The organism is Marinomonas sp. GJ51-14, from assembly GCF_055808695.1.
The window spans coordinates 2,784,361-2,811,223 of record NZ_CM147879.1 but is presented as its reverse complement, the minus strand read 5'-3'; the positions used below and the strand labels follow the sequence as shown (position 1 = coordinate 2,811,223).

The following is a 26,863-nucleotide window of genomic DNA, read 5'->3' as shown; positions in this document are numbered from 1 at the left end:
ACCTTCAAACGGTCACCGAATCACTCGAATCCGGTACCACAATGCAGATCCGTTATTTACTTAACGGAGCCTTACCCGCACAAGATGTTGCTAGACTATTAGAGTCCTCCCCACCAAAAGAGCGAAAACTTCTCTGGGAGCTAATAGACACAAAAAACGAAGGCGAAGTCCTACAGTATCTAAGTGAAGATATTGGCGCTCATTTCATGAAAAGCATGGATACTGAGCGACTTATTGCTGTCTCTGAAAATTTTGAGAGTGATGACCTCGCCGATTTACTTCAACACCTTCCAGAAACGATTGTAAAAGAAGTACTTGCGTCAATGACCACGCAGGACAGGATGCGAGTAGAAGCACTATTAAGCTACTCAGAAGATTCTGCCGGCGGCTTGATGAACACGGACACCATCACTATCCGTCCCAACATTACCATAGACATTGTTTTTCGCTACTTACGTAGGCATAACACATTACCAGATATGACAGACAATCTATTGGTTGTCAGTCGTTCCGACCGATTATTAGGAACGCTACCCCTTACAAAATTATTAGTGTCAGATGCTAACGCGACCGTTCGCGACATCATGGAAACAGAGTTTACCGTTATAGAAGCAGAAACCACAGCCAGTGAAGTAGCACAACTATTTGAAAAAATGGATCTTGTCTCAGCTCCTGTAATTGATGGTAAAAGCAAGAAACTATTAGGTCGTATTACTATTGATGATGTGGTGGATGTCATTCGTGATGAAGCTGAACACTCCATGTTAAGTATGGCTGGACTTGATGATGATGAGGATACTTTCTCCCCCATCATGAAAACAACCAAAAGGCGCGCCGTATGGCTTGGTGTTAATCTAATTACAGCCTTCATCGCTTCTTATGTGATTGGCTTATTTCAAAACACCCTTGACCAAGTTGTTGCCCTAGCTATTTTGATGCCTATTGTGGCAAGTATGGGAGGGATTGCCGGATCACAGGTATTAACTCTCGTTATTCGCGGTATTGCCCTAGATCAAATTGGTGCTACCAATACTCGCTGGCTATTAAACAGAGAGCTTATTGTTGGCCTTCTTAATGGTCTATTATGGGCAACAGTTATCGCCGCACTTACTGCACTTTGGTTTGACAACATAAAGATTGCCTATATCATTGCTGCTGCTACGATAATAAATCTGCTATTTGCGGCGACCACTGGTACACTTCTGCCGATTTTCTTAAAAAAAATTGGCGTAGATCCCGCATTGGCTGGCAGCGTAATTTTGACAACAGTGACCGACGTGGTAGGTTTTCTATCTTTTCTCGGCCTCGCTACTATCTTTTTAATATAGGTTCCCATGACAGACTTCGATCAACTTGAAAATGAAGACGAAATCCCTAAAAGCAAAACCCAGATAAAACGTGAAGTAGAAGCGTTACAAGATCTTGGTAAAAAAATGCTTGAACTTAGTAAAAACCAACTCAAAAAAGTCGAAATGTCAGAAACACTTCGCGATGCATTCATTGAAGCTGGCCGCATTAAGAAACATGAAGCTATGAGAAGACATTTGCAATACATTGGCAAAGTCATGAGAACGGAAGATCACGAAGCCATTGCTCAGCGTGTAGCACTATTTGACTCCACATCAGCGGCATACAATAAGTTATTCCATCAATTAGAAGTTAAGCGAGATGCTTTGATTGGTGAAAATAGTAAAGAGGTTTTGTCCCAGTATTTAGATGAAAACCCTGAAATTGAAGAAATTCAACTTCTTAGACAATTAATTCGACTATCTCAAAAAGAAGCATCACAAGAAGGCAGTACAACAACAAATCGCAAGAAACTATTTCGCTTTTTACGTGAAGCAGAAGAAAAACGCTTAGGGCTATAGAGCTTTTAAAGCGACATTAATCTTAATAAAAAGGCTCAGCTTGCTAATTATACAAGCTGAGCCTTTTTATTAAGATCCAAGAGTAAAAGATAAAGCGCCATTCAACACAACAATGATCATTACAGAAAATAACCGTTAACACACTTCCAAACCAAAAAAACTCTCACTATTTGGATTTATCTAACGGCTTGTATTTTATTGGCGTCATCGTTGGACTATCAAAAGAGCCTTCCACTTTATACTGTACACTGGTTACTTTTGACAGCTGGTCACCAATCAGTTTATCAGTTATATAAAGCAAACCCGCAAGCTGTGGAGTTCCCCACAAAAGACCAGCAATCGGCAAAGCTCCCGTGAGAGGAAAGGTTGCAGTTAATGTTTCATCTAGGGTTTCGTCCACTATATTAGCCTTACCAGTTAAAGAAAGTATAGCCGAAGGCGAGTCTATGGTGATAGGTGAAGTTGTTTTTAAAATACCAGCACTTATAGAAAGCTCTCCACTAAAATCATCATAAGTAAGTCCCGGTTGATACATATCAGAAAAATCAAGTGATAGCCTCCTAGTTAAAGCCCCAGCATTAAAAACACCCAAGAACTTCAAAAAAGCAGGTAATTCATCCACTTTACTAAAATTACCGTCTTCAGCAGAAAAACTAATACGTCCATCAATAGATGGCCTATCAAGGAAAAAAGGATGTCCTTTCCAATCAAGAGCCACATCAATTTGATATTTTTTCGAAGATACAAAGGCCTCACTAGAAAACTTACCAGTCAGCTCAGATAAATCAGCCCCCATAGCAGCAATGCGTAAAGTCACATGGGAGTCCTCACCTTGGTCTAACCAAATAAGGCTGCCTTTCAAGTCACCTTTCTTTAATTCAGTAGAAATCGGATCTATACGAACATAATTACCATCTCGAGTAACCTTTAACTGCCAATCACCATAAGGCTGCTCATTAATATATAGCTGATCCGCAGCTAATGTCATATCTGGAATTTGATTAGCTGCAACTGGAGCCGTTGGGACGAGATCTGACAGGGTAATATCCGAATCAGCCTCTGATGAGGCAGTATTCCAACTTAGAAAATTAAAATGAAGATCAGGAATACCACCCTTATCAACAAAAGAGAAATTAACTTCATCCGAACTTACATACAAAGATTTATCTGATGTAGCGTTGTAAGTAATTTTAAAATTATTGAATATATTTTGAGGGTTAACCACAACTTCATCGACAATTAAATCGATTCGATTAAGCCATTCTGGCAACTTAGGCATTTCGACATTCTTTGTAGCATTTAAATCATTAGCGGATAAGTCAGAAAAGACCGCCCACCACTCCTGCACATCAAACCTCTCAAAGCTTCCTGTCAGTAGCAACCCCTTAGATATATTTGAATTTAAGGCTTGATTTCGACCACCATTCAAGGTCATTTCCCCACCTATAAACTCGCCATTTTGAAGAAGAAATCGAGCCATTGATAACTGGTTATAATCCGTATCAATAACAATATCACTTTCATGCTGCATTACTTTAAGGCGTAGCTCTTTCACTTCCTGTGCAGTTTTACCTACAGGCTCAGGTAGATCAACACTGACTCCAAGTAAGTCACTATCAATCGTCAAATCTACCTGACCATCCTGAGTTTGATTAATTAGTAACTTACCATTATAAGCAAGATTCCCAGATATTTTATCTATGATAGACGCAGGTAATTTATGCCAAGCAGCAACTTGAGCAATGTCTGCAGTACCAACAATATCCCCAATAACTGCCAAACCACCATTTGCTTTGTCTACCGAAGATAATTGCAACTGAGAAGTTCCACCTAATGTTTGTATTTCAAAGACTGAATTCGTAATTCCCTTACTTGAACTGTAATTAAAGCGTCCTTTCTTTATGTATGAAGCCAGAGCAATATTATTTATCAATAAATGATTTTCTTGAAAATCCAACCCCAAACGCACTATGGGGTCCTCGCCGTTAGAAAGAGGAATTTCTATGTCAAATTCGCCTGTAATTTTACCTTTAGCCTCCCAGTTTTCAAAAGGTGCAAGAACAGTATCATTTAATGGTGTTTGCCTAAGCACCGAAACAATAGTAGATACTTCACCATTAAGTTGTCCCTGTAAATTTAGCCAATCTGCTGAACCACTATTAACCGGCACTGTAATTAATATGTCATTAACAGGCAAATTCAATAACGAAGCCGAATCAACCGATACCAAAACACCAGAATCATTAAACTCAAACATGCCAGTTACTTTTTGGGCTATGGGCCAATCCTCATGAAAAGCAACATCTAAGTCTTTTGCCATTACACGAACCCGTACATGGGGATCAGCATTTTCAATCAAATCACTTTGAATCAATATATCCGCCACATCAACTTGACCAGATTCTAAAAAAGCATCCTGTATCCAAGATCGTAAATTTTTACCTAGTGCATTATCGGGAATATAAGTTAGTCGATCTGTTATTGGTATATTATTTCCATGTAAGTCTAAAGATATCCAACTAGGCAAATCTTTTCGAATCTCTAACCGAAACCCACCACTCACATCCGCGCCATTGCGTTTAATATGTAAATCTCGCCCTGTTAATAAAAAAACATCCTGCTGTTTACGCCAATCAACATAGCCAGATAAAGACTCTGTAACCCAAGAATCTTTATAAACAGTATCAAATCCAATCTCACTTCCCTTTCCCTTGAAATCAATATAGCCACTGCTATTGGATAAACTGAAGATGGCATTTATGTTATTAGCCTTTGGAATGCCATTGTAAGCATTCACTGAAGCTGCCTCTAAATTACTCAGTAATTGAAACGCCAACTCATTATTTTCGTGCCAAAATTGAAAAGAGCCATTTTTTGCAACGCCACTAGGAGATAGGCCATCTAACAAGATTTTGCCATCAGACTCTTCAGGCAAAAAATAAGACAATATTTGGTGTGTTAATCCAAGATCCACTTCATTAAAATTAACACTTGAACGCTTCGTAACAGATGACCAATCAAACGCTAAATTCGTCTTTGGATAGACATTTCCTGCCTGATCTTTAATCTCTACATCATGTATATCAACATGCAAGTTAGGCTTTTTCTGTGCATAACGCAGCTTTATAGAAGACGAGGTTTCGTATGCTCGACCATCATTAAAAGCAATTTTCATATGAGCAGACTCTGCTCGCACCTCAATTTCTTTGTCTATTAAAGCGTCTAACCATATATCGCCACCCAATTCGATCGTTGATAATGAGTAAGGTAATGATGGGAGCATCTCATGCAAAGGAAGAGAAATAATCGGAGCCTGCACTGACGCTTTAACGCGATAATTACCTAGCAAACGGGCCTCTTCAATGCGAGCGTCCACTTGGAATGGCGCTTCATAGCCATCTAAATAAAGAGCAGACTTTATTAGAGAGCCAAATTCTTTTTGAAATATATAGATATGAGGAATCTGTATTTTATGCTCACCAAATTGAGCACTGTGGATGTCAATATTAGCATCTAAAATAGAAAAATTTCGCTGCGCAGACAAATAATCTAAAACTCGCTCAACCCCTACTTCATTACGAACGGTACGAAGTGGTTTGGCGCCATTAAGACGCCATTGACCATCACTTTCTTCTAAAGCAACATTAGAACCAACGAATCTTATATAGGAAAATTGAGGACTTAAATTAAGAAGGGATTGTATTAGATCAACTCGAACTCGCATCTCATCAATCGAAATGGCTGACTTACCGTTTACTTGTAATTGAAAGCCACCAACAGACACAGTTGGATCAATACCTTCCAAACGGCCATCAATCTGCTCTAACGTAACAGGATATCCCGTTATTTGCTGTAAATTATGTTCTATTTGCGGACGATAATAATCCAAATAAGGAAGTAGCTGCCCAACGCTCACTGCAAAAATTGCAATTAAGCTAGAAAAAACAACACTCCCCCAAAACAAAACGAGGATCATTTTACGCAATAACCAATTCATTTTGAGGCCTAATTGTTGTTAACGAAGAACAACATCATATTGGTCCTGTGTATAAACAGAATCCACTTGAAATCGAATTGTTTTACGAATAAACGCTTCAAGTTCAGCTACACTTGCACTTTCTTCATCAAGAAAACGCTCAACCACAGAGCTCGCAGCCAACACAGTATAGGTTTGAGAGTCATAAGCTCGGTCTGCTCGTAAAATTTCACGGAACACCTCATAACAAACAGTTTCAGGTGTTTTGACTAAACCACTACCACGACATGAACGACATGGTTCACACAAGGTTTGACCAAGGCTTTCACGGGTTCTCTTTCTTGTCATCTCAACCAAACCAAGTTCAGAAACCCCTGTAATCTTTGTCTTAGCGTGATCAACATCTAAGATTTTTTCAAGCATTCTCAAAACTTGACGTTTATGCTCTTCATCCTCCATATCAATGAAGTCGATAATGATAATACCACCAAGATTACGCAACCTAAGTTGACGGCCTATTGCGGTCGCCGCTTCTAAGTTCGTTTTATAAATCGTTTCCTCAAGGTTACGACTACCAACAAATGCCCCCGTATTAACATCAATAGTCGTCATTGATTCCGTTTGCTCAACGACTAAATAACCTCCAGATTTTAACTGCACCTTTCGATCTAGCGCCTTGTGAATTTCGTCTTCCACACTATACAAGTCGAATATAGGTCGCTCACCAGGGTAATACTCAATCCTATTCGTTAACTCCGGAATGAAATCTTCAGCAAAAGAGCGTAACTTTGCATAATTCTCTTTAGAATCTATACGGATTTTTTCTGTCGTCAGCCCAACTAAATCCCTCATTGTGCGCAAGTGCAAAGGCAAATCTTCATAAATAACGGAAGGGGTTTTCGCACTTTTCATACGACGCTTAACAGATTGCCATAGACGAGTTAGAAACTTGATATCAGCAAGAATTTCATCTTCTCCAGCCCTTTCAGCAGCGGTACGTAATATATAACCGCTGTTTTCTTCAGCATCAGTAAGAGCACCAGAGACAAGGGCCTTTAAACGCTCTCTTTCAGTTTCATCTTCAATTCTTTGACTCACACCAACATGCGCCTGATCAGGCATATAAACCAAATAACGAGATGGGATCGATAAGTGTGTCGTTAACCTCGCACCTTTGGTACTGATCGGGTCTTTCGTTACTTGGACGACAAGTGATTGACCTTCACGTAAATAATCTCCTATTTGATCACTTGGGTTAACCGCATCGCGATCAGCAACCTCAGAGACATGAATGAAAGCCGCCCTTTCTAGTCCAATATCAACAAATGCAGCTTGCATACCAGGTAACACTCTAACGACTTTACCTTGATAGATATTACCAACAATCCCTTTTCTACTTGAACGCTCAATGTATACTTCCTGCAACACTCCGTTTTCAACAAGAGCAACACGAATCTCCATAGGAGTGACATTAATGAGTACATCTTCACTCATGGGACATATCCTCTAGTGAATGAATTCCAAATTGCGCTAATAATTGCGCAGTTTCAAACAATGGCAACCCAACTACCGCCGAATATGAACCTGAAATAGATTTTACGAAAACAGAACCAAGCCCTTGAATACCATAAGAACCAGCCTTATCTTGTGGCTCTCCAGTTCCCCAGTATTGCGCAATTTCTACATCTGAAATACTACGAAACAACACGTCACTCACAACGCATTTGGTAGCAACATGCTCATAATTTAAATCACATAAACAAAGAGAAGTAATCACCTGGTGAGAACGGCCAGAAAGAAGCCTCAACATACCTTTAGAGTCTTCAAGTGAGGCAGGTTTTCCTAGAATCTGACCATCAATAACAACACTGGTATCAGAAGCAATAAAAATAGAATCGACACTTACATTTGGTTGCTTTTTGTACTTATCAGCAACCGCTGTCGCTTTTTCAAACGCCATTCGAATGACATAATCTTCAGCCTTTTCCTGATTATAAGGAGTTTCATCAATATCAGCAGGAAAAACATCAAATTTCTTTACCAAAGTACTAAGTAGCTCTTTTCTTCTCGGCGAAGCAGAAGCCAAAACAAGCATAAATTATTCCTAAAGCAGGACTTAACGAATTGCGTACATACGACGAACACTACGTAAAATAATAAAAGACCAAGGCCATAACAGTCCTGTAATAACAGCCGGCATAAAGATCATCAAAGTAGGCTCTGCATAACCAAGATAGTGGTCAACCCAGAAATCTACAAGCTGATTTACACTCACTAGCACACCGACAAAAAAAGCTTGTTGCCAAGGATGATACATTCTTAGTCGTTGATAAAAAACAGCACAAGTATAGGCAATAATTACATAAGTAAGAGAGTGCTGACCAACAATCCCACCTTGTAGCAAATCAACCATCAAACCTAAAAACCAAGCAAAGCCAACACCAACTCTATATGGCAAAGCAATAACCCAATATAGAATAACTAACAAAGCCCATTCAGGACGGAACCAGACAAGCTCTTCAGGAAAAGGAACGGCTTCTAGCATTAAAGCAGTAAGTAAAGTAATAGAAAATACAACTATAGGTTTCATTATCGGTCTGCTTTTGACTTGTCAATTAACATAACGTGTCGACTACGACCTAGCTGAGCTAATGGCACAACATCAACATCAGCATAAGATTTGCCTTGCGTATGCCTAACACTTCGCACTACACCAACCGGATAGCCACTTGGAAAACGGTTATCAAGTCCTGAAGTCGTCAATACATCCCCTTTCTTAATATCAACAGATCGAGGTACACTCATCAACTCCATTACTTTTAGACTTCCTGTTCCTCGCAAAATGCCTCGAAAACCAGTACGAGACAACTGAACAGGAACAAAGTGACTGGCATCTGCGATTAACAACACTCGGCTACTATAAGCGGCAGTTTCAACAACTTGACCTAAAACGCCAGTCGCATCCAAAACTGGTTGACCAACATAAGCCCCAGAAGAAAAACCTTTATCTATCATCAATTTATGGCTGTAAGCATTTTGATCAAAGCCAATCACCTCAGCCATAACAATTTTCTCATCAACACGCTGAGAAGCGTCAAGCAGCTCCCGTAAGCGAACATTCTCAGCTTGTAGAGAGTCGAGTAATTGCTGCCGACTGCGTAGTAACAAAATCTCAGATTGCAAGGCTTGGTTCTCAGCAACCAAGCCTTCTCTGCTAGCAAGGTGTTCACCAGCCCAATACAAGACTTTTTGAGGTGTATTCACCACAATTTGTATAGGCGCTACAAGCAAGGTCAAATATGGCCTTACTTGTGAAAAGGTTGAATACCGAACATCTGCAAAAATCATTGCAACAGAAACAATAACCAGTACAACAAACCGAGTACTGGAAACCTTGCCGCCGAATTGAAGCGATTTATTAATGGTATACCCCTAACCTTTACTCATTATCTGCAGTAAAAAGTTCAGAAGCATGTCTATCCATTAATTCTAATGCCATACCGCCACCACGAGCCACACAAGTAAGAGGGTCATCAGCAATAATTACAGGTAAACCTGTTTCTTCGCTAATTAAACGATCAATCTCACGTAATAAAGCACCGCCACCGGTTAAGACTAAACCAGTTTCACCAATATCTGCTGCGAGTTCTGGTGGAGACTGCTCAAGAACACCTTTGATAGCTTGAACTATTTGAGCCAATGGCTCCTGCAAAGCTTCTAATATTTCCGTGCTACTCAAAACAAATGAACGAGGAATACCTTCAGCTAAATTACGACCGCGAACATCGATTTGTAACTCTTCGCCTGTATGGTAAGCCATACCGATCTCAGTCTTAATACGTTCTGCCGTTGCATCACCAATCAAACTCCCATATTGGCGACGAACATAAGTTGTAATGGCTTCATCAAAGCGGTCACCACCGACACGAATAGATTCAGAAGTCACAATACCATTTAAAGAAATAATCGCGATTTCAGTAGTACCACCACCGATATCGATAACCATTGAACCTGAAGCTTCAGCGACAGGAAGTCCTGCACCAATAGCCGCCGCCATAGGTTCTTCAATGATATACACTTCACGCGCACCAGCACCTAAAGCAGACTCTTTAATTGCACGTCGTTCAACTTGAGTGGATTTGCAAGGTACACAAACCAATACTCGAGGACTTGGCTTTAAAAAACTATTTTCATGTACTTTAGAAATAAAGTACTGCAACATTTTTTCTGTTACGTGAAAATCGGCAATAACACCGTCTTTCATTGGTCTAATCGCCGTAATATTACCCGGAGTACGACCAAGCATACGCTTTGCATCCGAGCCAACCGACGCTACTGTTTTTTGATTTCCATTATGACGAATGGCTACCACAGAAGGCTCATCAAGCACAATTCCGCGGTCGCGAACGTAAATAAGGGTATTTGCCGTCCCTAAGTCAATGGACAAATCACTTGAAAACATTCCCCTGATTTTCTTAAACATGAATTCTTACACCCTGATAATACGATACGAACAGTAACAAAATGTATCAATCACTTGCCCATTGGGCAAGTTGATTCAACGTAAATCTAAAAAAACTTCCTATGTTTTTCATTCTTTGCTGCTTTTTTAGAATATTCTCAAAATAAGTTAGGTTTTTCACGCTGTTAGCTTTATAGGCCGTGAATGAACATATACAATACTAACCATTTCATGACAATCAAAAAATCAGGTGGAACATGTCCATAGACAAACAAGACGTGCAAAAGATTGCACACTTGGCTCGCCTCGCCCTCACAGAGGAAGATGCCGATCAATACCAACACTCTTTATCCAGTGTTTTATCATTAGTCGAGCAAATGCAATCAGTGAACACAGATGGTGTAGAACCACTATCCAATCCACTTGAAATGACGCAGAGACTAAGAGACGACGTAGTAACCGAAGAAAACCGTCGTGACGCCTTCCTAGCGAACGCCCCTCAGACCGAAGCTGGTCTTTTCCTAGTACCGAAAGTGATCGATTAAGAGAGACAGGCATGTTTGAACAAAGTATCTCGACATTAGCGCAACAACTGCGCGACAAAGACATTTCTAGCGTTGAATTAACACGCCATTTTTTAGACCGTATTACAAAACTTGACCCTCAACTAAACAGCTATATTACAGTTACTGAACAATTGGCGCTAAAACAAGCCGCCGCTGCTGACATTTTACTACAAAGCGGAAAAGGCACCAGTTTAACGGGAATCCCAATTGCTCATAAAGATCTTTTCTGCACTGAAGGTACTTTGACAACTTGCGGATCAAAAATGCTCAATAATTTCGTTCCTCCTTATGAATCCACGGTTACGAGTCGTATTCAGCAGGCTGGCGCGGTCATGCTGGGTAAAACCAACATGGACGAATTTGCCATGGGCTCCTCTAATGAGAATAGCTTTTACGGTGCAGTTAAAAACCCTTGGAACCTAAACACAGTTCCAGGTGGATCATCGGGCGGCTCTGCGGCGGCAATTGCCGCTGGGCTTGCTGTTGCAGCAACTGGCACAGATACAGGCGGTTCTATTCGCCAACCCGCCTCTTTCTGCGGAATCACAGGACTAAAGCCGACTTATGGCCGAGTCTCTCGTTTTGGTATGATTGCTTATGCTTCTAGCTTAGATCAGGGCGGCCCAATGGCAAAGAGCGCCGAAGATTGCGCACATTTAATGCAAGCCATGGCTGGCTTTGACGAAAAAGACTCAACGTCATCAGAAACCCAGAATGACGATTATCTTGCGAACATAAACGCTCCTCTTACAGGCTTAAAAATCGGCCTACCAAAAGAATATTTTGGTGATGGCCTAGACTCGAAAGTAGCGGATGTCATTATGGCCGCCGTTAAAGAGTTCGAAAAACTTGGAGCGACAGTAAAAGAGATCTCATTGCCAAACTTGCAACTTAGCATTCCTTCTTATTATGTCATTGCGCCATCTGAAGCATCATCAAATCTATCTCGCTTTGATGGTGTACGATTTGGTCATCGCTGTGACGACCCAAAAGACTTGCTAGATATGTACACGCGCTCTCGTGCCGAAGGCTTTGGTTCTGAAGTACAAAAGCGAATCATGGTCGGAACTTACGCGCTTTCTGAAGGCTACTACGACGCTTATTACCTGAAAGCTCAAAAAATCCGTCGACTAATAAAAGAAGATTTTGTTAAAGCGCTTAGCGAAGTTGACGTGATTATGGGCCCAGTCGCCCCAACAACAGCATTTGACCTTGGCAGCAAGACAAGCGACCCAGTCGCTATGTATTTAGAAGACATCTACACACTATCTGTGAATCTTGCTGGCATTCCAGCCATGTCCGTTCCAGCTGGTTTTGTTGATGGCATGCCTGTTGGTCTTCAAGTAATGGGCGACTATTTTGCCGAAGCCAAGCTACTTAACGTAGCGCATCAGTATCAACAACACACTGACTGGCACCTACAATCACCAACAATGGCAAAAGGAGCATAAACATGAACTGGGAAGTCGTTATTGGTCTTGAGATTCACACTCAACTCACCACAAAATCAAAGTTATTCTCTGGTGCAGCCGTTGGTTTTGGCGCAGAACCAAATACTCAAACTACTTTAGTCGATTTAGGCATGCCAGGCTCTTTACCCGTATTCAATAAAGAAGCATTGAGAATGGCGGTTATGTTTGGTCACGCGATTAATGCAGAAATAGGCATGACATCGGTTTTTGCGCGTAAAAATTATTTTTACCCCGATCTACCAAAAGGCTACCAAACCAGCCAGATGGACCACCCTATCGTTGGCATCGGCCACCTTGATGTCACACTGGAAGACGGAACCACATCTCGAATAGGCATCACTCGCGCTCACCTTGAAGAAGATGCAGGCAAATCTCTACATGAAGACTTTCAAGGCATGACAGGGATAGATCTAAACCGCTCTAGCACACCACTACTTGAAATTGTATCAGAGCCAGACATTCGTTCTGCAAAAGAAGCTGTGGCTTACGTTAAAATGATTCACTCTATCGTGACATATCTTGGCATCTGCGATGGAAACATGGCCGAAGGCTCAATGCGCTGTGATATCAACCTATCATTGCGACCAAAAGGACAAAAAGAATACGGAACTCGTACAGAGATTAAAAACGTCAACTCATTCCGTTTTATTGAAAAAGCAATTTACACCGAGATTGAGCGTCAAGCTGATATTCTAGAAGATGGTGGAAGAATCATTCAGGAAACGCGCCTGTATGATCCAGAGAAAAACGAAACTCGTAGCATGCGCTCTAAAGAAGACGCCAATGACTACCGCTACTTCCCTTGCCCGGATCTACTGCCAATCGTTCTGACGCAAGACTATGTAGACGAGATCAAAGCAAGTCTTCCCGAGCTTCCTAGCCAAAAAGCTGAACGCTTTGAAAGCGAATACAAGTTAAGTGAATATGATGCACATGTCCTTTCCTCTACTCGCCCACTAGCAGACTACTTTGAAAATGCAAATGCTATAGTCAATGACGCAAAATTAACAGCCAATTGGGTAATGGGTGAATTAAGCAAGTTACTCAATCAAGAACAACTAGAAATAGAAAATGCTCCCGTTAACGCCAAAGAATTTGGTCAACTACTTATTCGCATTAAAGACAACACAATTAACGGAAAAACAGCCAAAGATGTTTTTCAAGCAATGTGGGAAGGCGAAGGCTCGGCAGACGATATTATTGAATCTAAAGGTTTAAAACAAGTAACCGATACCGGTGCCATTGAAGCCATGATCCAAACAATATTGGATGCAAACGCAGCACAAGTTGAGCAATACCGCGCAGCAGATGAAGATAAACAGAAAAAAATGATTGGCTTCTTTGTTGGGCAAGTAATGAAAGCGTCTCAGGGTAAAGCAAACCCAGGATTAGTTAATCCAATACTCGCTAAAATGTTAAAGGGTTAGAATTTTTCATTCTAGATATAAGAAACAAAAAATCCGCTAAGCTACTCACAGCTCAGCGGATTTTTTTAAACTAAAACCACCATATTATTAAGAATCTGAAACTATCTGATCTCGTCCTAAACGTTTTGCCTCATAAAGATTGACATCTGCCACTCGAATAGCATCCTCAATAGAGCCTATCGACCGAGAACAGATACCAACACTACAAGTGATAAGTATCTTAGCTTCTGTTAATTCTTTTGCGCGTATTTTGACAAGAAAAGCATTTAACATGTCTTTAAATTCGCGCTCCCCCATATTAGTGACAATACAGAACTCCTCCCCACCGAAGCGACAAGCCAAAACACCTGGAAACGAAGATCTTATTTCTGCACCAATAGCCTCTAGTAGCTGATCACCAACGATATGACCATAAGTATCATTGATACGTTTAAAGCCATCTAGATCTAACATTGCTAACGCTACATTAGGGGAGTGTTTACGAAAAAAACGTTCGCCCTCATCAAATAAATAACGTCTATTTTTTAGCTGAGTCAAAGAGTCGATATTAGCCAAATCTTTTATTGTTTCAAGCATCTCTTGAGCTTCTAAATTATGAATAACTCGACAATGAAACTCTTCATGGTAAAAAGGCTTTTTTAAAAAATCATTTGCTCCAGCCTTAATAAACTTAGCAGATAAGGTGTTATCACCTTCAGCAGAAAGACCAATAATAACTAAATTTTGAAAACGAGAGTTATAACGAAGCATGCGAACCAAATCATAACCATTCACTAAAGGCATATTATGATCAGTAATAAGCATTCGAATTTCAGGGTCCGACTCCAACTTTGCTAATGCCTCTTGACCATCAACAGCCTCAACTACATTAAAACGGTACTGCTCAAGTAATATTTTAATAAAAAGCCGGCTCGTCGAAGAATCCTCTGCAACCAATACTTTTATATCTTGGTTTTTACTAAGGCGCTCAACAACCTTGATAACGTGATTAAAAGAGTAGCGACTATCCTTAGTGATGTAATCCAAAACACCTTTATTTAAAAGGCTAAGCCGCAAGGTATCATCTATACTGCTGGTCAATACGACACAAGGAACCTTATAAGACAGCACAAGATCAACAATTTCACCATTTTCGGCATCAGGCAAGTTTAAATCGACAATAGCTGCAAAATACTTTTCTTTCGCAATTTTTAACTTATCTTCTGCTTCCTGATAACACGCGCACAACACGGGAACAAAAGTCGAATTTTGAGACAGTAAATGCTTGAGAACCTTTAAAACCACTGGGCTGTCTTCAACCACTAATATCTTTCGCTCTATATTCATTAGCAAAACCTTATATTGAAAACAGTATCTTTAACTTTTTATGTGCATTTTTTGATTATCCCCTATGACCCATGATTACGATACTCTAAAATAGTCAGTTGGGATGTTATTTTATAAATAAGTCATACATTAAGCGTAATATTTTATTTATACTCACTGACACTATACAAGGTTGTCAACTATGCAATGCAGACCAAATTGTGGCGCATGCTGCACAGCACCTTCTATTTCATCTCCAATACCTGGGATGCCAAATGGAAAACCAGCTGGAGACCCCTGCATACAACTGCTCAGTGATTTTAGCTGCGCCATATTTGGAGATCCATCTCGACCTAAAGTATGCAAAAACTTTATGCCTGAAGAATATATTTGCGGAAAAAATAAAGAAGAAGCTATAACCATTTTGGCTTTTCTAGAAGATTACACATGCACAACCAATGCAAAAAGCTCATAAACAAGGAACATCCATGATATCGGCGAAGCGATTACTTTTACTACTCTGTGTCAGCTTAACACTTAGCGCCTGCTCCACATCCAACTCGAGCAAACAATTTATTGTTGAACCACCAAGCGAGTCTCAAATAGAAAGCAGCGTAAAAGAGCAAGTTTCACTCACATTAAGCGCTTTCACACCTGTCGCAGGTCAAGCTCTTCCAAATAACAGTGTACTTAGCGCCTATGAAGCACGCGGTTACGACCCGATTTGGATAAAAAATAAAAAACTTAACATGTCGATCTATAAATTAGTCGACATTCTTGAACAATCTTATACCCATGGCTTAAGTCCAATCCATTATCATGCAGAGATTATCAAGGAATATTTAGAGCTTAAAAATCCAACCCCACAACAATTAGCTGAAATGGATGTTATTGCTACTATTGCACTAGCTAGTTATGCCCACGACTTAAGCAATGGTCGCTACGAGCCACAGCTTATCGACCCTAATTGGCAGTTAGATGCACCAAATAACAACTGGCGAGATTTACTCCACCTTGATTCAGCAACAGATATGGTGAACTACCTCCAACTACTAGCACCTCGTAGTCCGCAATATCAAATCCTTCAAAAGTGGTTAGTCTATTACCAAGATTTAGCTAAAAAAGAGAACGACATATTTGTTACTCCTGGCGAACTTTTAAAAGCCGGTGACGAAGGTCCACGAGTTGCACAATTAAGAGCACGTCTTGTTCAACTTGGAGATATTCGCTTCTCTACTCGAAAAATTAACGAAGAGCAATTTGATATTCGTTTAAAAGATGCCCTCAAGCGCTTTCAACGCCGCCACCATTTATCTGCAGATGGTTCAGCTGGCTCACAAACAATAGAAATGCTTAATGTCTCACTCGAGACTAGAGCCAAACAAATAGCCTACAATCTTGAAAGATGGCGCTGGTTACCTAGCGAGCTAGAAGCAAACCGCGTCTGGGTTGATTTAACAAACTACACTGTAGATATGCATTTGAATGGCGAAGTTACTTCAATGAAAGCTATCATAGGCACACCAGAGCGCAAAACACCTGTGTTTAAAGGCCTGATGACCTACATGGTCACCAACCCAACCTGGCGTGTACCTCATCGTATAGCCAGAGAAAATTTATTGCCAAAATTACAAGCCGATCCAAATTACTTGGTCAAACATGGTTACAAAGTTTTTTCTAGCTGGAGCATTGGTGCAAAAGAGCTAGACTCAACGCAAATTAACTGGAAAGCCGTAGACGAAAGCAAAATGCGCTATCGTTTTGAGCAAACACCAGATGAAGGTAATGCACTGGGCCAATATAAATTTATGTTCCCTAACAAGAATGAAATTTATTTGCACGACACACCTGCGAAACACCTATTCAGGCAATCTGATAGAGCCTTCAGTTCGGGCTGCGTACGATTAGAGAACCCTGCGGAATTTGCACAGAAGATAACCAAGGGAAGTAAGCAATTCAATGAAATGAAAAAAACGCTAAAAGAAGATAGTAATTCAGTTATTTCGCTACCAACTTACATACCTGTTTATCTAATCTATTTCACAGCTGTTGCTAATTCAAACGGAATGCCTGAATTCCGTAATGATATTTATGAAAGAGACTCCTTGATGGAAGAAGCTATGGGATACCAACCTTTCAAGGCAAGAGACTCCATTTAGCTAATAACGCCTTTCTATATAAAGTAAAAAGCCCCATAAATCTCAATTTATAGGGCTTTCCATTCTATTTATTCAACTATTTTATGCAAAAATAGAACAAAAAAGCATTCAATAATTGCATTACTTAACCATAATACAAACCGTAATTTCTTCACGATCATGATAAAGGTGCTTAACTTGATAACTATATCCCACACCTGCTTTCTTCAATAAATCATCCATTGTTTGCAAACATAGAGTTACTTCTTGGTAACGTTTCTTCATGGGCAATTTTAAATTAAAGATCGCGCGTCGTGTCCAGCCACTCGCCAACCACTTAGCCATCAACTCAGAAACTTTAATTGGCCGCTCGACCATGTCACACACCAACCAATCTACGGTATAAGGTGGCTCGTATTTAAAGCCATCAGCTTTCTCATGCTCCACCAACCCTGTAGACATCAATTCTTTTTGCATTGGACCATTATCAATAGCAATAACATGGATGCCTTTTTTAACAAACTGATAAGTCCAACCACCTGGAGCCGCCCCCAAATCAACAGCCGTCATACCTTCGATCAAATCTGCTTCAAGCGTTTGCTCCGGAACAAATTGCAAGAAAGCCTCTTCAAGTTTTAAAGTTGATCGACTCGGGCCAGCAGCTGGGAAACGTAAACGGCGAATCCCCATAGGAAACTCACTACGACAAGCCGCATAAGATACTCCTAAATAAGCAGCCTCCCCACTTAACATGAAAACATGATGCCTTACACCAATAGCTTTATTGCGCAATACACCTGATTTCTTCCATCCTTCTTTTAACGGTTTATCAAGCTTTTTAATCAACCCAGACAAAGACTTTGCTTCATTAGTATCTGCCGTTTCAATCCAAATCTCTTCCGCTAAAGGCAAAGCCCTAGCGGCTTCAAGCAAAGACTCTACACGCTCACCTGGCTCTAACTCAATAACATCATTTACGGCAATAATCTGCCGAGCAAAAATAAGGCGATTAAATGTCAATTGCTGAATTAGCAATTCACCCGCATCCGCCTGATCAAAGTTATAAACAATATAACCCGCATCAGGCACTACTGACGCATAACCATAAAAACCTTTATTGCTAGCAACTTCTGATAGCTCTGCCGCACAATCTTTTTCAAAACCTTGACGACAGTATACCAATACATTCTTCATTAAATTTCCTTCCCAGTCCGAGCTAACGGATGCTGAGTTACATTAATTACCTTTTTAAAAGGCCATTTCAATAGCAACTCATCAAAATGAGTAACCACAAAATCAGACAATTCGGATGAAAAACATTCACCTAAAGCCGGAGGACAAAGATATTTTTGCGTCTCTCCACCCCATTCAAACTCTATAGAATAAGCATGCAGATAACCTCTATCAGATATTTCACCACCGTATCTAGCATCACCTAAAATAGGCGCACCTATACTTTTCAGTGCAACTCGTATCTGATGGGTTTTACCAGTTAAAGGCCTAATGATAAAAACCCTATTTTCACCAAAAGAAGCAGAAAAGAACTGGGTCATCGCAAAATTTTCTTTTTCTTGAGTCAGTTTCCACTGACCTCTCCTACTCGGTATCATTCCACCAGATACAGTTCCTTGCTTTTTCTTCGGTTTACGGTTGGATAAAGCCAAATAACGCTTTTCCATAGCATGCGCCTCAAACATTTTTCCAAATAAAGAGGCTGCATGAGCATGACAGGCAACAATCAACAAGCCAGAAGTCATTTTATCCAAACGATGTACAGGAAAAAAAGTATGGTTGGGGTAGGAAATTAATAGAGTCTGCATCACACCAAGCTCTACAGCCTCTGCATGAAAACTCATACCTGCAGGTTTATCAAGAATCCAATAATCATCACAACGAAATAATATCTTGAGCAAACCTACCTCGTTACGAATAAATAAAGGGAAAATGGATTAGCCAACAAGCTTATCCACAGAGAAAGTGGACAACTCATATGTCAATATAAAGAAACAAATATATTTTAATTTTCTAGGTCAGATTGCACAGCGATTCGATTACGCCCACTTCTTTTGGCCAAATATAAACATTTATCCGCTTGAGCCAATATTTCCTCATAACGAGAAATACTTGGTGTAATAGCGGCTAAACCAGCACTAACTGTAACGGGAATCACAATCCCTTGCTCTGTCTCTATAAACATATCTTCAACAGAACTTCTGATCTTCTCCATCACCACTTTTGCCTGCTTTAAATTAGTATCAGGCATAATGACAATAAATTCTTCACCACCATAACGGCCAATTTCATCTTTTGGCCTTATGGCTGAATCCATCATAGTAGAAACTTGTCTCAAGACTAAATCTCCAGCCTCATGACCAAATGTATCATTGATTTTTTTGAAGTGATCTAGATCTACAATACCAAAAACACAAGACTCTCCATTCATTATAGAGTCAGCAAACGTATTAACGGCATCCGCCAAAACCTTACGACGATTAGGCAACCCTGTAAGCTCATCTTTTTCGGCCAAAGTTCGTAAATGTCGATTTACTGCCTTTAAACGACTCATAACTAAGTTAATCATAATGGCAAAATCAAAAGCTACAGATAGAAATACCAAGCTCACCACAATTCTTTGATGTCGATCGGATAGATAAAAGCCTTTTAAGTCTACAAATTCGCAAACTAAAAACAAAACAACCGAACTCACAACAATCAAATATTTAATAGGACGTTGATCAACCCTAAACACAATAACACCATAGGCAATTACACTAACAAGAAGCCAGTGGTAACCACTATCAGCACCAAAGTAGAATAGACTTAAAATAGAAACTGATATAATTTTGATAATTGGCATTAATAATTGAGCACGAGTAAATAGCCCAATATAGTTATAACGCAGCCCTATGAGCCCCAAAATAAATCCCAAGAATAAAATAAGGGTAATAACAGAAAAAAATTGACGAAAAGAAAATATAGAAAGCATCAACAGCGAGCTGGCACAAAACAATAAATAAGAAAAATTCACTACATGCTTTTGATTCAAGTCATTATCGAACTCATCGACAAAACCAAGGTTAAGTGATTTTTCTATTAGATTTTTTATTGAAGAAAACACGACATTCCTAATTAAAATCAAATACATAGCGATGCATTTAATGCAATATGAATTTTTATGAAATATATTTCTTCAGGATTCTACCGAATTCTACTCAATTTTTCTATCAATTCAGACACAGAGAGATCTTTCTTGAAGTAGTAACTAAATAATCCTCAATAGAAGCACACAACCAATTCAACGACAGGCGTACGTTTACATTTAGCGCTCGCTTCAAATAATAGATTTACGCCACTCACTGTAAGCAAACAAATTTGTTCTCACCGTCCCTAGAGACAAGAGCACTCAGTTCTCGTATCCTACGCCCCCTAATAAAGTAAGCAAAGTAATCAAAACTGAAAAATCTATCATGCATTGGCATGGATATTGATTATAACAATTGTATCTTAAATAAAAGATAAAAAAACATTAACTAATCGGTCAATAAAGCATCTTTCGCACCAAAACAGAACAGAACAGATTGGTGAGGAATTAAAATGGTGCAATCCATATTTTATGGAGTATATCCATCATTAAATAGGCGATTATTTCAGTTTAGAACAATAAAAATTAAACTATTTCTACATGACACTTAATTCTAAAAAACAAGGTGCCAAGACATTGAAAAAACACAATCCGATATCGCGCCTTGAGCTTGCGAATATCACCAAGCAATATCCTGGCTGTCTCGCGAATGACAATATCAGCCTCACATTAATGCCTGGAGAAATACACGCACTATTAGGTGAGAATGGCGCCGGTAAAAGTACATTAGTTAAAACAATCTATGGCGTTGTTGCCCCAGACAAAGGCGATATCATTTGGGATGGAAAAGAAGTTAGCATTAAATCTCCATCTATTGCCCGAGATCTTGGTATTGGTATGGTTTTCCAACATTTTTCTTTGTTCGAAACCATGACTGTCAGTCAAAACATTGAGCTTTGCCTCAGTAAAGTGCAGTTAAAAAATATTGGGGATTTAGCGATAAAAATCACTCAATTATCCGAAGAATACGGTTTAAACGTTGATCCAAGTCGATATGTACACTCCCTATCTATTGGCGAGAGACAACGTGTTGAAATCATGCGTTGCCTTGTTCAGTCTGTGAAGCTGCTTATTTTAGATGAGCCAACTTCCGTTTTAACACCGCAAGAAGTCGCAGGACTGTTCAACGTTTTGCGTACACTCTCAAAAGAAGGCTGTAGCATTTTATTTATCAGCCACAAACTCCATGAAGTTACCGAAGTTTGCCATAAAGCAACCATTCTTCGTGGCGGCAAAGTGGTTGACACTTGTGTTCCGAGTGACGAAACCCCCGCCACTATTGCAAAAATGATGGTCGGTGATCTAGCAGATCAAGACGCTGGTTATTCCAAAAAAGAAGGAACCGTTGAAGTTTTTAATGTCAGCGACTTATCTTTACCTTCTAAACAACCTTTTGGTACAGCACTGAAAAATATCAACTTCGACCTAAAGGCTGGCGAAATATTAGGCATTGCAGGTGTTGCAGGTAATGGCCAAGACGAATTAATGGCGATAATAAGCGGTGAAGACGAACGAAATGTTAAAAACTCTCTAACGCTAGGCAAGCTTAAGATTGGACATTTACACGCTGGAGAAAGGCGACAGCTAGGTATGGCCTATGTACCTGAAGAACGACTAGGTCGTGGCGCAGTACCAGATATGAGCTTGACAGAAAACACACTGTTAACTCATAGCACTGGATTCGTTAAAAACGGTTTAGTGCAATGGCAAAGCATCAAGGAATATACCACTGAACTTATCAGTAAATACAAAGTTAAATGCCACGGCGAATTTTCAGAAGCTCAAAGCTTAAGTGGTGGTAATTTACAAAAATTCATCATGGGTCGAGAGATTGGCCAGCACCCAAAAGTATTAATTTGTGCTCACCCAACATGGGGGGTTGATGTAGGGGCTGCGCTTGCTATTCACCAAGCATTACTAGAGCTTCGTGATCAAGGTGCGGCTATTTTACTTATTTCAGAAGACATTGATGAGCTTTTTCTATTAGCCGATCGAATGGCTGCCGTTTGTGATGGGTATTTATCACCATTAGTAAAAACGGAAGAAACTAACATAGATCAAATAGGCCAATGGATGGCTGGCACCTTTATTAACACAGCAGTTCAAGAGGCTCAGGCATGATCCGCATTCAAGCTCGTACAGAGCCAAGTTCTTTAATGAAAGTAGCTTCACCACTACTAGCCATAGTACTGACTTTAATTTTTGGTGCCATTTTATTTTCTGCTATCGGAAAATCTCCCGTACAGGCTCTGCATGTTTTGCTTATTGCTCCATTAGCAGACAGCTACAATATTGGCGAGATGTTCGTAAAAATGGGGCCCCTTCTACTTTGTGCAGTAGGCTTATCGTTATGCTATCGCGCTAACATGTGGAATATAGGTGCTGAAGGTCAGCTTCTAGCCGGCGCATTAGGCGGTTCGGCTATGGCACTTTACTTTATTGATTCAGAATCTGCATTCGCATTGCCAATCACCTTATTGGCCGGTATTGCTTCCGGTATGGTTTGGGCCGCGATTCCAACTTTCTTAAAGTTACGCTACAACTCAAATCTGATCTTAACCACGATTATGTTTAATTATATCGCACTGTATCTTCTTATCTGGTCTGTTCATGGCCCATTAAGAGATCCTGATGGTTATGGTTTCCCAGAGTCCGCACTGTTTTCAGATATAACTCTACTACCAACGCTGTTTGAAGGCAGCCGAATTCATCTTGGCATTCTTTTCGCTATTCTATCCGGTGTCATTGGTTGGTTTATTTTGAGCAAAACACACCTTGGTTTCCAAATACGTGTTTTCGGCGCAGATGAACCTGCCGCAAAGTACGCTGGCTTTAGTAGCAAAAAATTAAGTTGGGTTGTCATGCTGTTCGCTGGCGCTTTAGCTGGTTTAGCAGGGATAAGTGAAACCACAGGCCCAATAGGTCAACTAACTCCCAATATCTCCCCTGGTTATGGTTATTCCGCCATCATTGTTGCCTATCTAGGTAGATTACACCCTATTGGCGCCATTATTGCCGCCGTGTTCATGGCGGTACTTTATATGGGAGGCGATTTAGCTCAAATCGAAATGGGTATTCCGGTTGCTGTTATTAGCATGTTCCAAGGCGTTTTATTGTTCTTCTTACTAGCATGTGATTTTTTTATTAATAATCGCCTCACCTTCACTAACCAAGCAACAAATTAGGAGTTTATTTTGGACGCCGATCTAATAGTACAAATATTGTTTGCCGCCATTAAAACTGGCACCCCCTTACTCTTTATTGCTCTAGGTGAAGTAATCTGTGAGAAATCTGGTGTATTAAACCTTGGTCAAGAAGGCATGATGTTGATGGGTGCGGTAGTTGGCTTCCTTGCTGCATATGGATCAGGGAATATGGGCTTTGGTATTCTTGCGGCCATGGCCATGGGTTCTATTATGAGCCTAATCTTTGCCGCATTAGTTCTTCACATTGGTGCAAACCAAGTGGCAACAGGTCTTGCCTTAACCATCTTTGGTACAGGTTTAAGTGCATTTATTGGTGCTGATTTTGTTGGTCAAACCATTCAAGGCTTCCAACCAATTGCTATTCCACTACTTTCTGATATCCCTTATATCGGTCGTATCATTTTTAGTCATGATATTTTAGTTTACTTCTCCTTTTTCATGACCGCCTTGTTGGTCTATGTGGTCAATAAAACACGAATGGGTTTAACACTAAAAGCAGTTGGTGAAAATCCACATGCCGCTAACGCGATCGGCATAAAGGTATTAAGAGTCCGTTATTTAGCCGTTATGTTTGGTGGAGCAATGGCTGGAACAGCTGGGGCTTATATGTCTTTGGTTTATACACCTATGTGGGTTGAAGGCATGACGGCTGGACGTGGTTGGATTGCACTCGCTCTTGTTGTATTTGCATCATGGCGCGTAGGTCGCATCATGTTGGGCGCTTATCTATTCGGGTTGGCAAGTATTATGCATTTGGTTTTACAAGGTTTAGGTTGGTCTATTTCACCAAACTTATTAGCTATGCTGCCATATGTCGCTACCGTTGTTGTAATGGTTATTATCGGTGCTGATCACTTTAAAGAAAAGCTGCTTGCCCCTCGATCTCTAGGCAAGCCTTTTAATCCAAGAAACATGGCATAACGCCTGCTTTTTTAAAATCACTTCATTATTGAAGAAAAAAGCCTTCGGGCACAAATAGGAGCTAAAAATGAAATTTAAAAGTTTACTAGTTGGTCTAGGACTTTTAGCGGGAGCAAGTGCTGCTCTAGCTGAAGATCCATTAAAAGTTGGATTTGTTTACGTTGGTCCTGTTGGCGATTTAGGCTGGAGCTATGAGCATGATTTAGGGCGTAAAGGCCTAGAAGAATATTTTGGTGATAAAGTAGAAACCACTTTCGTTGAGAATGTTCCTGAAGGTGCTGATGCTGAACGTGTTATTACTCAACTAGCAAAAGCTGGTAACGACTTAATCTTCACTACATCTTTTGGATTCATGAACCCAACCATTAAAGTTGCAAAGCGCTTCCCTAACGTGACTTTTGAACATGCTACAGGCTACAAACGCACTAAGAATGTAGGTACTTATGTACTACGTACTTATGAAGGCCGTTACGTTTCAGGCACAACTGCCGGCATGATGACTAAAACTGATACCATCGGTTACATCGGCTCTTTCCCTATTCCAGAAGTAATTCGTGACATTAACGCGACTTATATGGGCGCAAAAAGCGTTAATCCTAATGTGAAAATGAAAATTGTATGGGTTAACTCTTGGTATGATCCAGGTAAAGAAACTGATGCCGCCAATGCTCTAATGGACCAAGGCGTTGATGTTTTAATCCAACATACAGATAGTCCTGCACCACTTATTGCTGCTGAAAAACGTGGTTTACGTGCAATTGGCCAAGCATCTGACATGAGTAAATTTGCTCCAGAGGCACACATTTTCTCTGTTCGCGATAACTGGGCTCCGTATTACATAAATATCGCTAAAACTGTAATGGAAAAGACGTGGAAGCCAAAAGATTATTGGGGTGGATTTGCTGATGAGATTTTAACCATCGAATCAATTAATCCTAATTTACCACAAGCTGTTAAAACGAAAATTAACGCTACTTTTGCAGCAATTAAATCAGGTGAATTTAAACCATTCACTGGTCCAATCAAAGACAACAAAGGCAATATCGTAGTTCCAGCTAACCATTCGTTGACTGACGTAGAACTTGCTCAAGTCAACTGGTATGTTGAAGGTATTACTGACGAAATTCCTCGTTAATTGTTTGTATACAGCCAGCTCAGCTGGCTGTATATTCCTTTCTGTTTTTCTAAGCTAAACATGTACGTTTTTATATAATCGATTCACATCAAGCGATTTCTAAAAACTAATATAGAGTAAAACACATTTCTTAATTCAAGCTTTTGCAGTTTCCATCACTGCATTAAAGTACTTCATGTAAAATCTACTAAAAAAGGGAAAGTAATGGCTACAACAAAGACCCTGGTCACATTATCAAAGCAAATGCCGAAAACAGAACTTCACTTACATATTGAAGGCACCTTTGAACCAGAGCAAATGTTTGCCATCGCACAGCGTAATAATGTTGAGTTAAAATACAAAACAGTTAATGAACTAAAAGCAGCCTATCAGTTCACACAGCTCCAAGATTTTTTAGACCTCTACTATCAAGGCATGTCAGTACTGTTACATGAAACCGATTTTTATGACCTTACCATGGCCTACCTATCCAAAGTACACAATGAAAACGTGGTTCATGTAGAAATATTCTTTGATCCTCAAGGACATTTATCTCGTGGTGTCCCATTTGAAACCCAAATCACAGGTATTTACAACGCATTACAAGACGCAGAAAAAAAATGGGGAATGACATCTAAACTCATCATGTCTTTCTTACGCCATTTAAGTGAGGAAAGTGCCTTTAAAACATTAGAACAGGCAAAACCTTTTATGAAATGGATTGATGGTGTTGGCCTTGATAGCTCAGAACTTGGTCATCCACCAGAAAAATTCACTAACGTATTTCAGGCCTGCCGTGATTTAGGTTTAAAAATAACGGCTCACGCAGGCGAAGAAGGACCACCAGAATACGTCTGGCAAGCGATTAACATCATAAAGGTAGATCGTATTGATCATGGCAACCGAGCCTTAGAAGACGAAGCCTTAATAGCGGAAATAAAAAAACGTAACCTCACCTTGACTGTCTGCCCTCTTTCAAATTTAAAGCTGTGCGTCGTCACAGATATGAAACAACACCCAATCAGAACCATGCTAGAGCTTGATCTAAACGCCACGGTAAATTCAGATGATCCTGCCTATTTTGGTGGCTATATGAACGACAACTACACCGCTCTAATAGAAAAAACAGGCATCAACAAAGAAGAACTTTTTCAACTGGCTAAAAACGGCATTACTTGCAGCTGGATGAATCAAGCAACGAAAGAAATCCACTTGAAACACTTAGACAATTTATTTCATTAATGACGTCCGTTTTACCCCCTATTT

General features: G+C 40.1%; 22 protein-coding genes. 12 read left to right on the top strand and 10 right to left on the bottom strand.

What is annotated here, in order from left to right; all coding sequences use genetic code 11:
- Window positions 1-41 precede the first annotated feature (41 nt).
- Window positions 42-1,328, top strand: a complete 1,287-nt coding sequence (gene mgtE, locus AC0L3Y_RS13365) for a magnesium transporter (protein ID WP_473464446.1) — start codon at window positions 42-44, stop codon at window positions 1,326-1,328.
- 6 nt (window positions 1,329-1,334) lie between these two features.
- Complete coding sequence (gene yjgA / locus AC0L3Y_RS13360; protein ID WP_473464443.1) at window positions 1,335-1,868, top strand: ribosome biogenesis factor YjgA; 534 nt, start codon at window positions 1,335-1,337, stop codon at window positions 1,866-1,868.
- A 166-nt stretch (window positions 1,869-2,034) separates the two neighbouring features.
- Here the strand turns inward: yjgA and AC0L3Y_RS13355 are convergent, their stop codons facing one another.
- The 6 genes from AC0L3Y_RS13355 to AC0L3Y_RS13330 all read right to left on the bottom strand — a co-directional run bounded on the left by AC0L3Y_RS13355 (window position 2,035) and on the right by AC0L3Y_RS13330 (window position 10,327).
- Window positions 2,035-5,865, bottom strand: coding sequence for a YhdP family protein (locus tag AC0L3Y_RS13355; protein WP_473464441.1), 3,831 nt, complete (start codon window positions 5,863-5,865; stop codon window positions 2,035-2,037).
- Window positions 5,866-5,883: 18 nt separating this feature from the next.
- Entirely contained in the window at window positions 5,884-7,338 is a 1,455-nt protein-coding gene (rng, locus tag AC0L3Y_RS13350) for a ribonuclease G (protein WP_473464438.1), read from the bottom strand.
- Window positions 7,331-7,939: a Maf family protein gene (locus AC0L3Y_RS13345; protein WP_473464435.1), complete on the bottom strand. Its 609-nt coding sequence runs from the start codon at window positions 7,937-7,939 to the stop codon at window positions 7,331-7,333. The genes rng and AC0L3Y_RS13345 overlap by 8 nt, the downstream gene beginning before the upstream one ends.
- 21 nt (window positions 7,940-7,960) lie before the next feature.
- Window positions 7,961-8,434 carry a rod shape-determining protein MreD gene (mreD, locus tag AC0L3Y_RS13340; protein WP_473464431.1) on the bottom strand — a complete coding sequence of 158 codons (474 nt, stop codon included), beginning with the start codon at window positions 8,432-8,434 and terminating at the stop codon, window positions 7,961-7,963.
- Window positions 8,434-9,213 carry a rod shape-determining protein MreC gene (gene mreC / locus AC0L3Y_RS13335; RefSeq protein WP_473470628.1) on the bottom strand — a complete coding sequence of 260 codons (780 nt, stop codon included), beginning with the start codon at window positions 9,211-9,213 and terminating at the stop codon, window positions 8,434-8,436. The genes mreD and mreC overlap by 1 nt, the downstream gene beginning before the upstream one ends.
- A 70-nt stretch (window positions 9,214-9,283) precedes the next feature.
- A complete protein-coding gene (locus tag AC0L3Y_RS13330; RefSeq protein WP_473464427.1) occupies window positions 9,284-10,327 on the bottom strand; it encodes a rod shape-determining protein in 1,044 nt (347 codons plus the stop codon).
- 236 nt (window positions 10,328-10,563) lie between these two features.
- Between AC0L3Y_RS13330 and gatC the strand changes: the two genes are divergently transcribed.
- From gatC to gatB, 3 genes are read left to right on the top strand one after another with little or no spacing between them, the layout of a single operon-like run.
- Complete coding sequence (gatC, locus tag AC0L3Y_RS13325) at window positions 10,564-10,851, top strand: Asp-tRNA(Asn)/Glu-tRNA(Gln) amidotransferase subunit GatC (protein WP_473464422.1); 288 nt, start codon at window positions 10,564-10,566, stop codon at window positions 10,849-10,851.
- Window positions 10,852-10,862: 11 nt separating this feature from the next.
- Window positions 10,863-12,323, top strand: a complete 1,461-nt coding sequence (gene gatA / locus AC0L3Y_RS13320; protein ID WP_473464417.1) for an Asp-tRNA(Asn)/Glu-tRNA(Gln) amidotransferase subunit GatA — start codon at window positions 10,863-10,865, stop codon at window positions 12,321-12,323.
- Between the two features lie 2 nt (window positions 12,324-12,325).
- Window positions 12,326-13,771, top strand: coding sequence for an Asp-tRNA(Asn)/Glu-tRNA(Gln) amidotransferase subunit GatB (gene gatB, locus AC0L3Y_RS13315; RefSeq protein WP_473464413.1), 1,446 nt, complete (start codon window positions 12,326-12,328; stop codon window positions 13,769-13,771).
- Between the two features lie 87 nt (window positions 13,772-13,858).
- Here the strand turns inward: gatB and AC0L3Y_RS13310 are convergent, their stop codons facing one another.
- Window positions 13,859-15,097, bottom strand: a complete 1,239-nt coding sequence (locus AC0L3Y_RS13310; RefSeq protein ID WP_473464409.1) for a response regulator — start codon at window positions 15,095-15,097, stop codon at window positions 13,859-13,861.
- 181 nt (window positions 15,098-15,278) lie between these two features.
- Between AC0L3Y_RS13310 and AC0L3Y_RS13305 the strand changes: the two genes are divergently transcribed.
- A complete protein-coding gene (locus AC0L3Y_RS13305; RefSeq protein WP_473464404.1) occupies window positions 15,279-15,551 on the top strand; it encodes a YkgJ family cysteine cluster protein in 273 nt (90 codons plus the stop codon).
- 13 nt (window positions 15,552-15,564) lie between these two features.
- Window positions 15,565-17,235: a L,D-transpeptidase family protein gene (locus AC0L3Y_RS13300; protein WP_473464400.1), complete on the top strand. Its 1,671-nt coding sequence runs from the start codon at window positions 15,565-15,567 to the stop codon at window positions 17,233-17,235.
- A 120-nt stretch (window positions 17,236-17,355) separates the two neighbouring features.
- Here the strand turns inward: AC0L3Y_RS13300 and rlmM are convergent, their stop codons facing one another.
- The 3 genes from rlmM to AC0L3Y_RS13285 all read right to left on the bottom strand — a co-directional run bounded on the left by rlmM (window position 17,356) and on the right by AC0L3Y_RS13285 (window position 20,332).
- A complete protein-coding gene (gene rlmM, locus AC0L3Y_RS13295) occupies window positions 17,356-18,408 on the bottom strand; it encodes a 23S rRNA (cytidine(2498)-2'-O)-methyltransferase RlmM (protein ID WP_473464397.1) in 1,053 nt (350 codons plus the stop codon).
- Window positions 18,408-19,127 (bottom strand): TIGR01621 family pseudouridine synthase, encoded by a 720-nt coding sequence (locus tag AC0L3Y_RS13290; RefSeq protein WP_473464394.1) that lies wholly within the window; start codon window positions 19,125-19,127, stop codon window positions 18,408-18,410. The genes rlmM and AC0L3Y_RS13290 overlap by 1 nt, the downstream gene beginning before the upstream one ends.
- 104 nt (window positions 19,128-19,231) lie before the next feature.
- The gene (locus tag AC0L3Y_RS13285) at window positions 19,232-20,332 is read right to left on the bottom strand and encodes a GGDEF domain-containing protein (RefSeq protein ID WP_473464390.1); all 1,101 of its coding nucleotides are present in this window, start codon (window positions 20,330-20,332) and stop codon (window positions 19,232-19,234) included.
- A 564-nt stretch (window positions 20,333-20,896) separates the two neighbouring features.
- Here AC0L3Y_RS13285 and AC0L3Y_RS13280 point away from each other — a divergent pair.
- The 5 genes from AC0L3Y_RS13280 (at window position 20,897) to AC0L3Y_RS13260 (ending at window position 26,839) form a co-directional block, all read left to right on the top strand.
- A complete protein-coding gene (locus tag AC0L3Y_RS13280) occupies window positions 20,897-22,477 on the top strand; it encodes an ABC transporter ATP-binding protein (RefSeq protein ID WP_473464387.1) in 1,581 nt (526 codons plus the stop codon).
- Window positions 22,474-23,541, top strand: coding sequence for an ABC transporter permease (locus AC0L3Y_RS13275; protein ID WP_473464384.1), 1,068 nt, complete (start codon window positions 22,474-22,476; stop codon window positions 23,539-23,541). Before AC0L3Y_RS13280 ends, AC0L3Y_RS13275 begins: the two co-directional genes overlap by 4 nt.
- Window positions 23,542-23,550: 9 nt before the next feature.
- Window positions 23,551-24,483 carry an ABC transporter permease gene (locus tag AC0L3Y_RS13270; RefSeq protein WP_473464381.1) on the top strand — a complete coding sequence of 311 codons (933 nt, stop codon included), beginning with the start codon at window positions 23,551-23,553 and terminating at the stop codon, window positions 24,481-24,483.
- 67 nt (window positions 24,484-24,550) lie between these two features.
- Window positions 24,551-25,618, top strand: coding sequence for a BMP family ABC transporter substrate-binding protein (locus AC0L3Y_RS13265; protein ID WP_473464378.1), 1,068 nt, complete (start codon window positions 24,551-24,553; stop codon window positions 25,616-25,618).
- A gap of 204 nt (window positions 25,619-25,822) precedes the next feature.
- Complete coding sequence (locus AC0L3Y_RS13260) at window positions 25,823-26,839, top strand: adenosine deaminase (RefSeq protein WP_473464373.1); 1,017 nt, start codon at window positions 25,823-25,825, stop codon at window positions 26,837-26,839.
- Window positions 26,840-26,863: the final 24 nt, after the last annotated feature.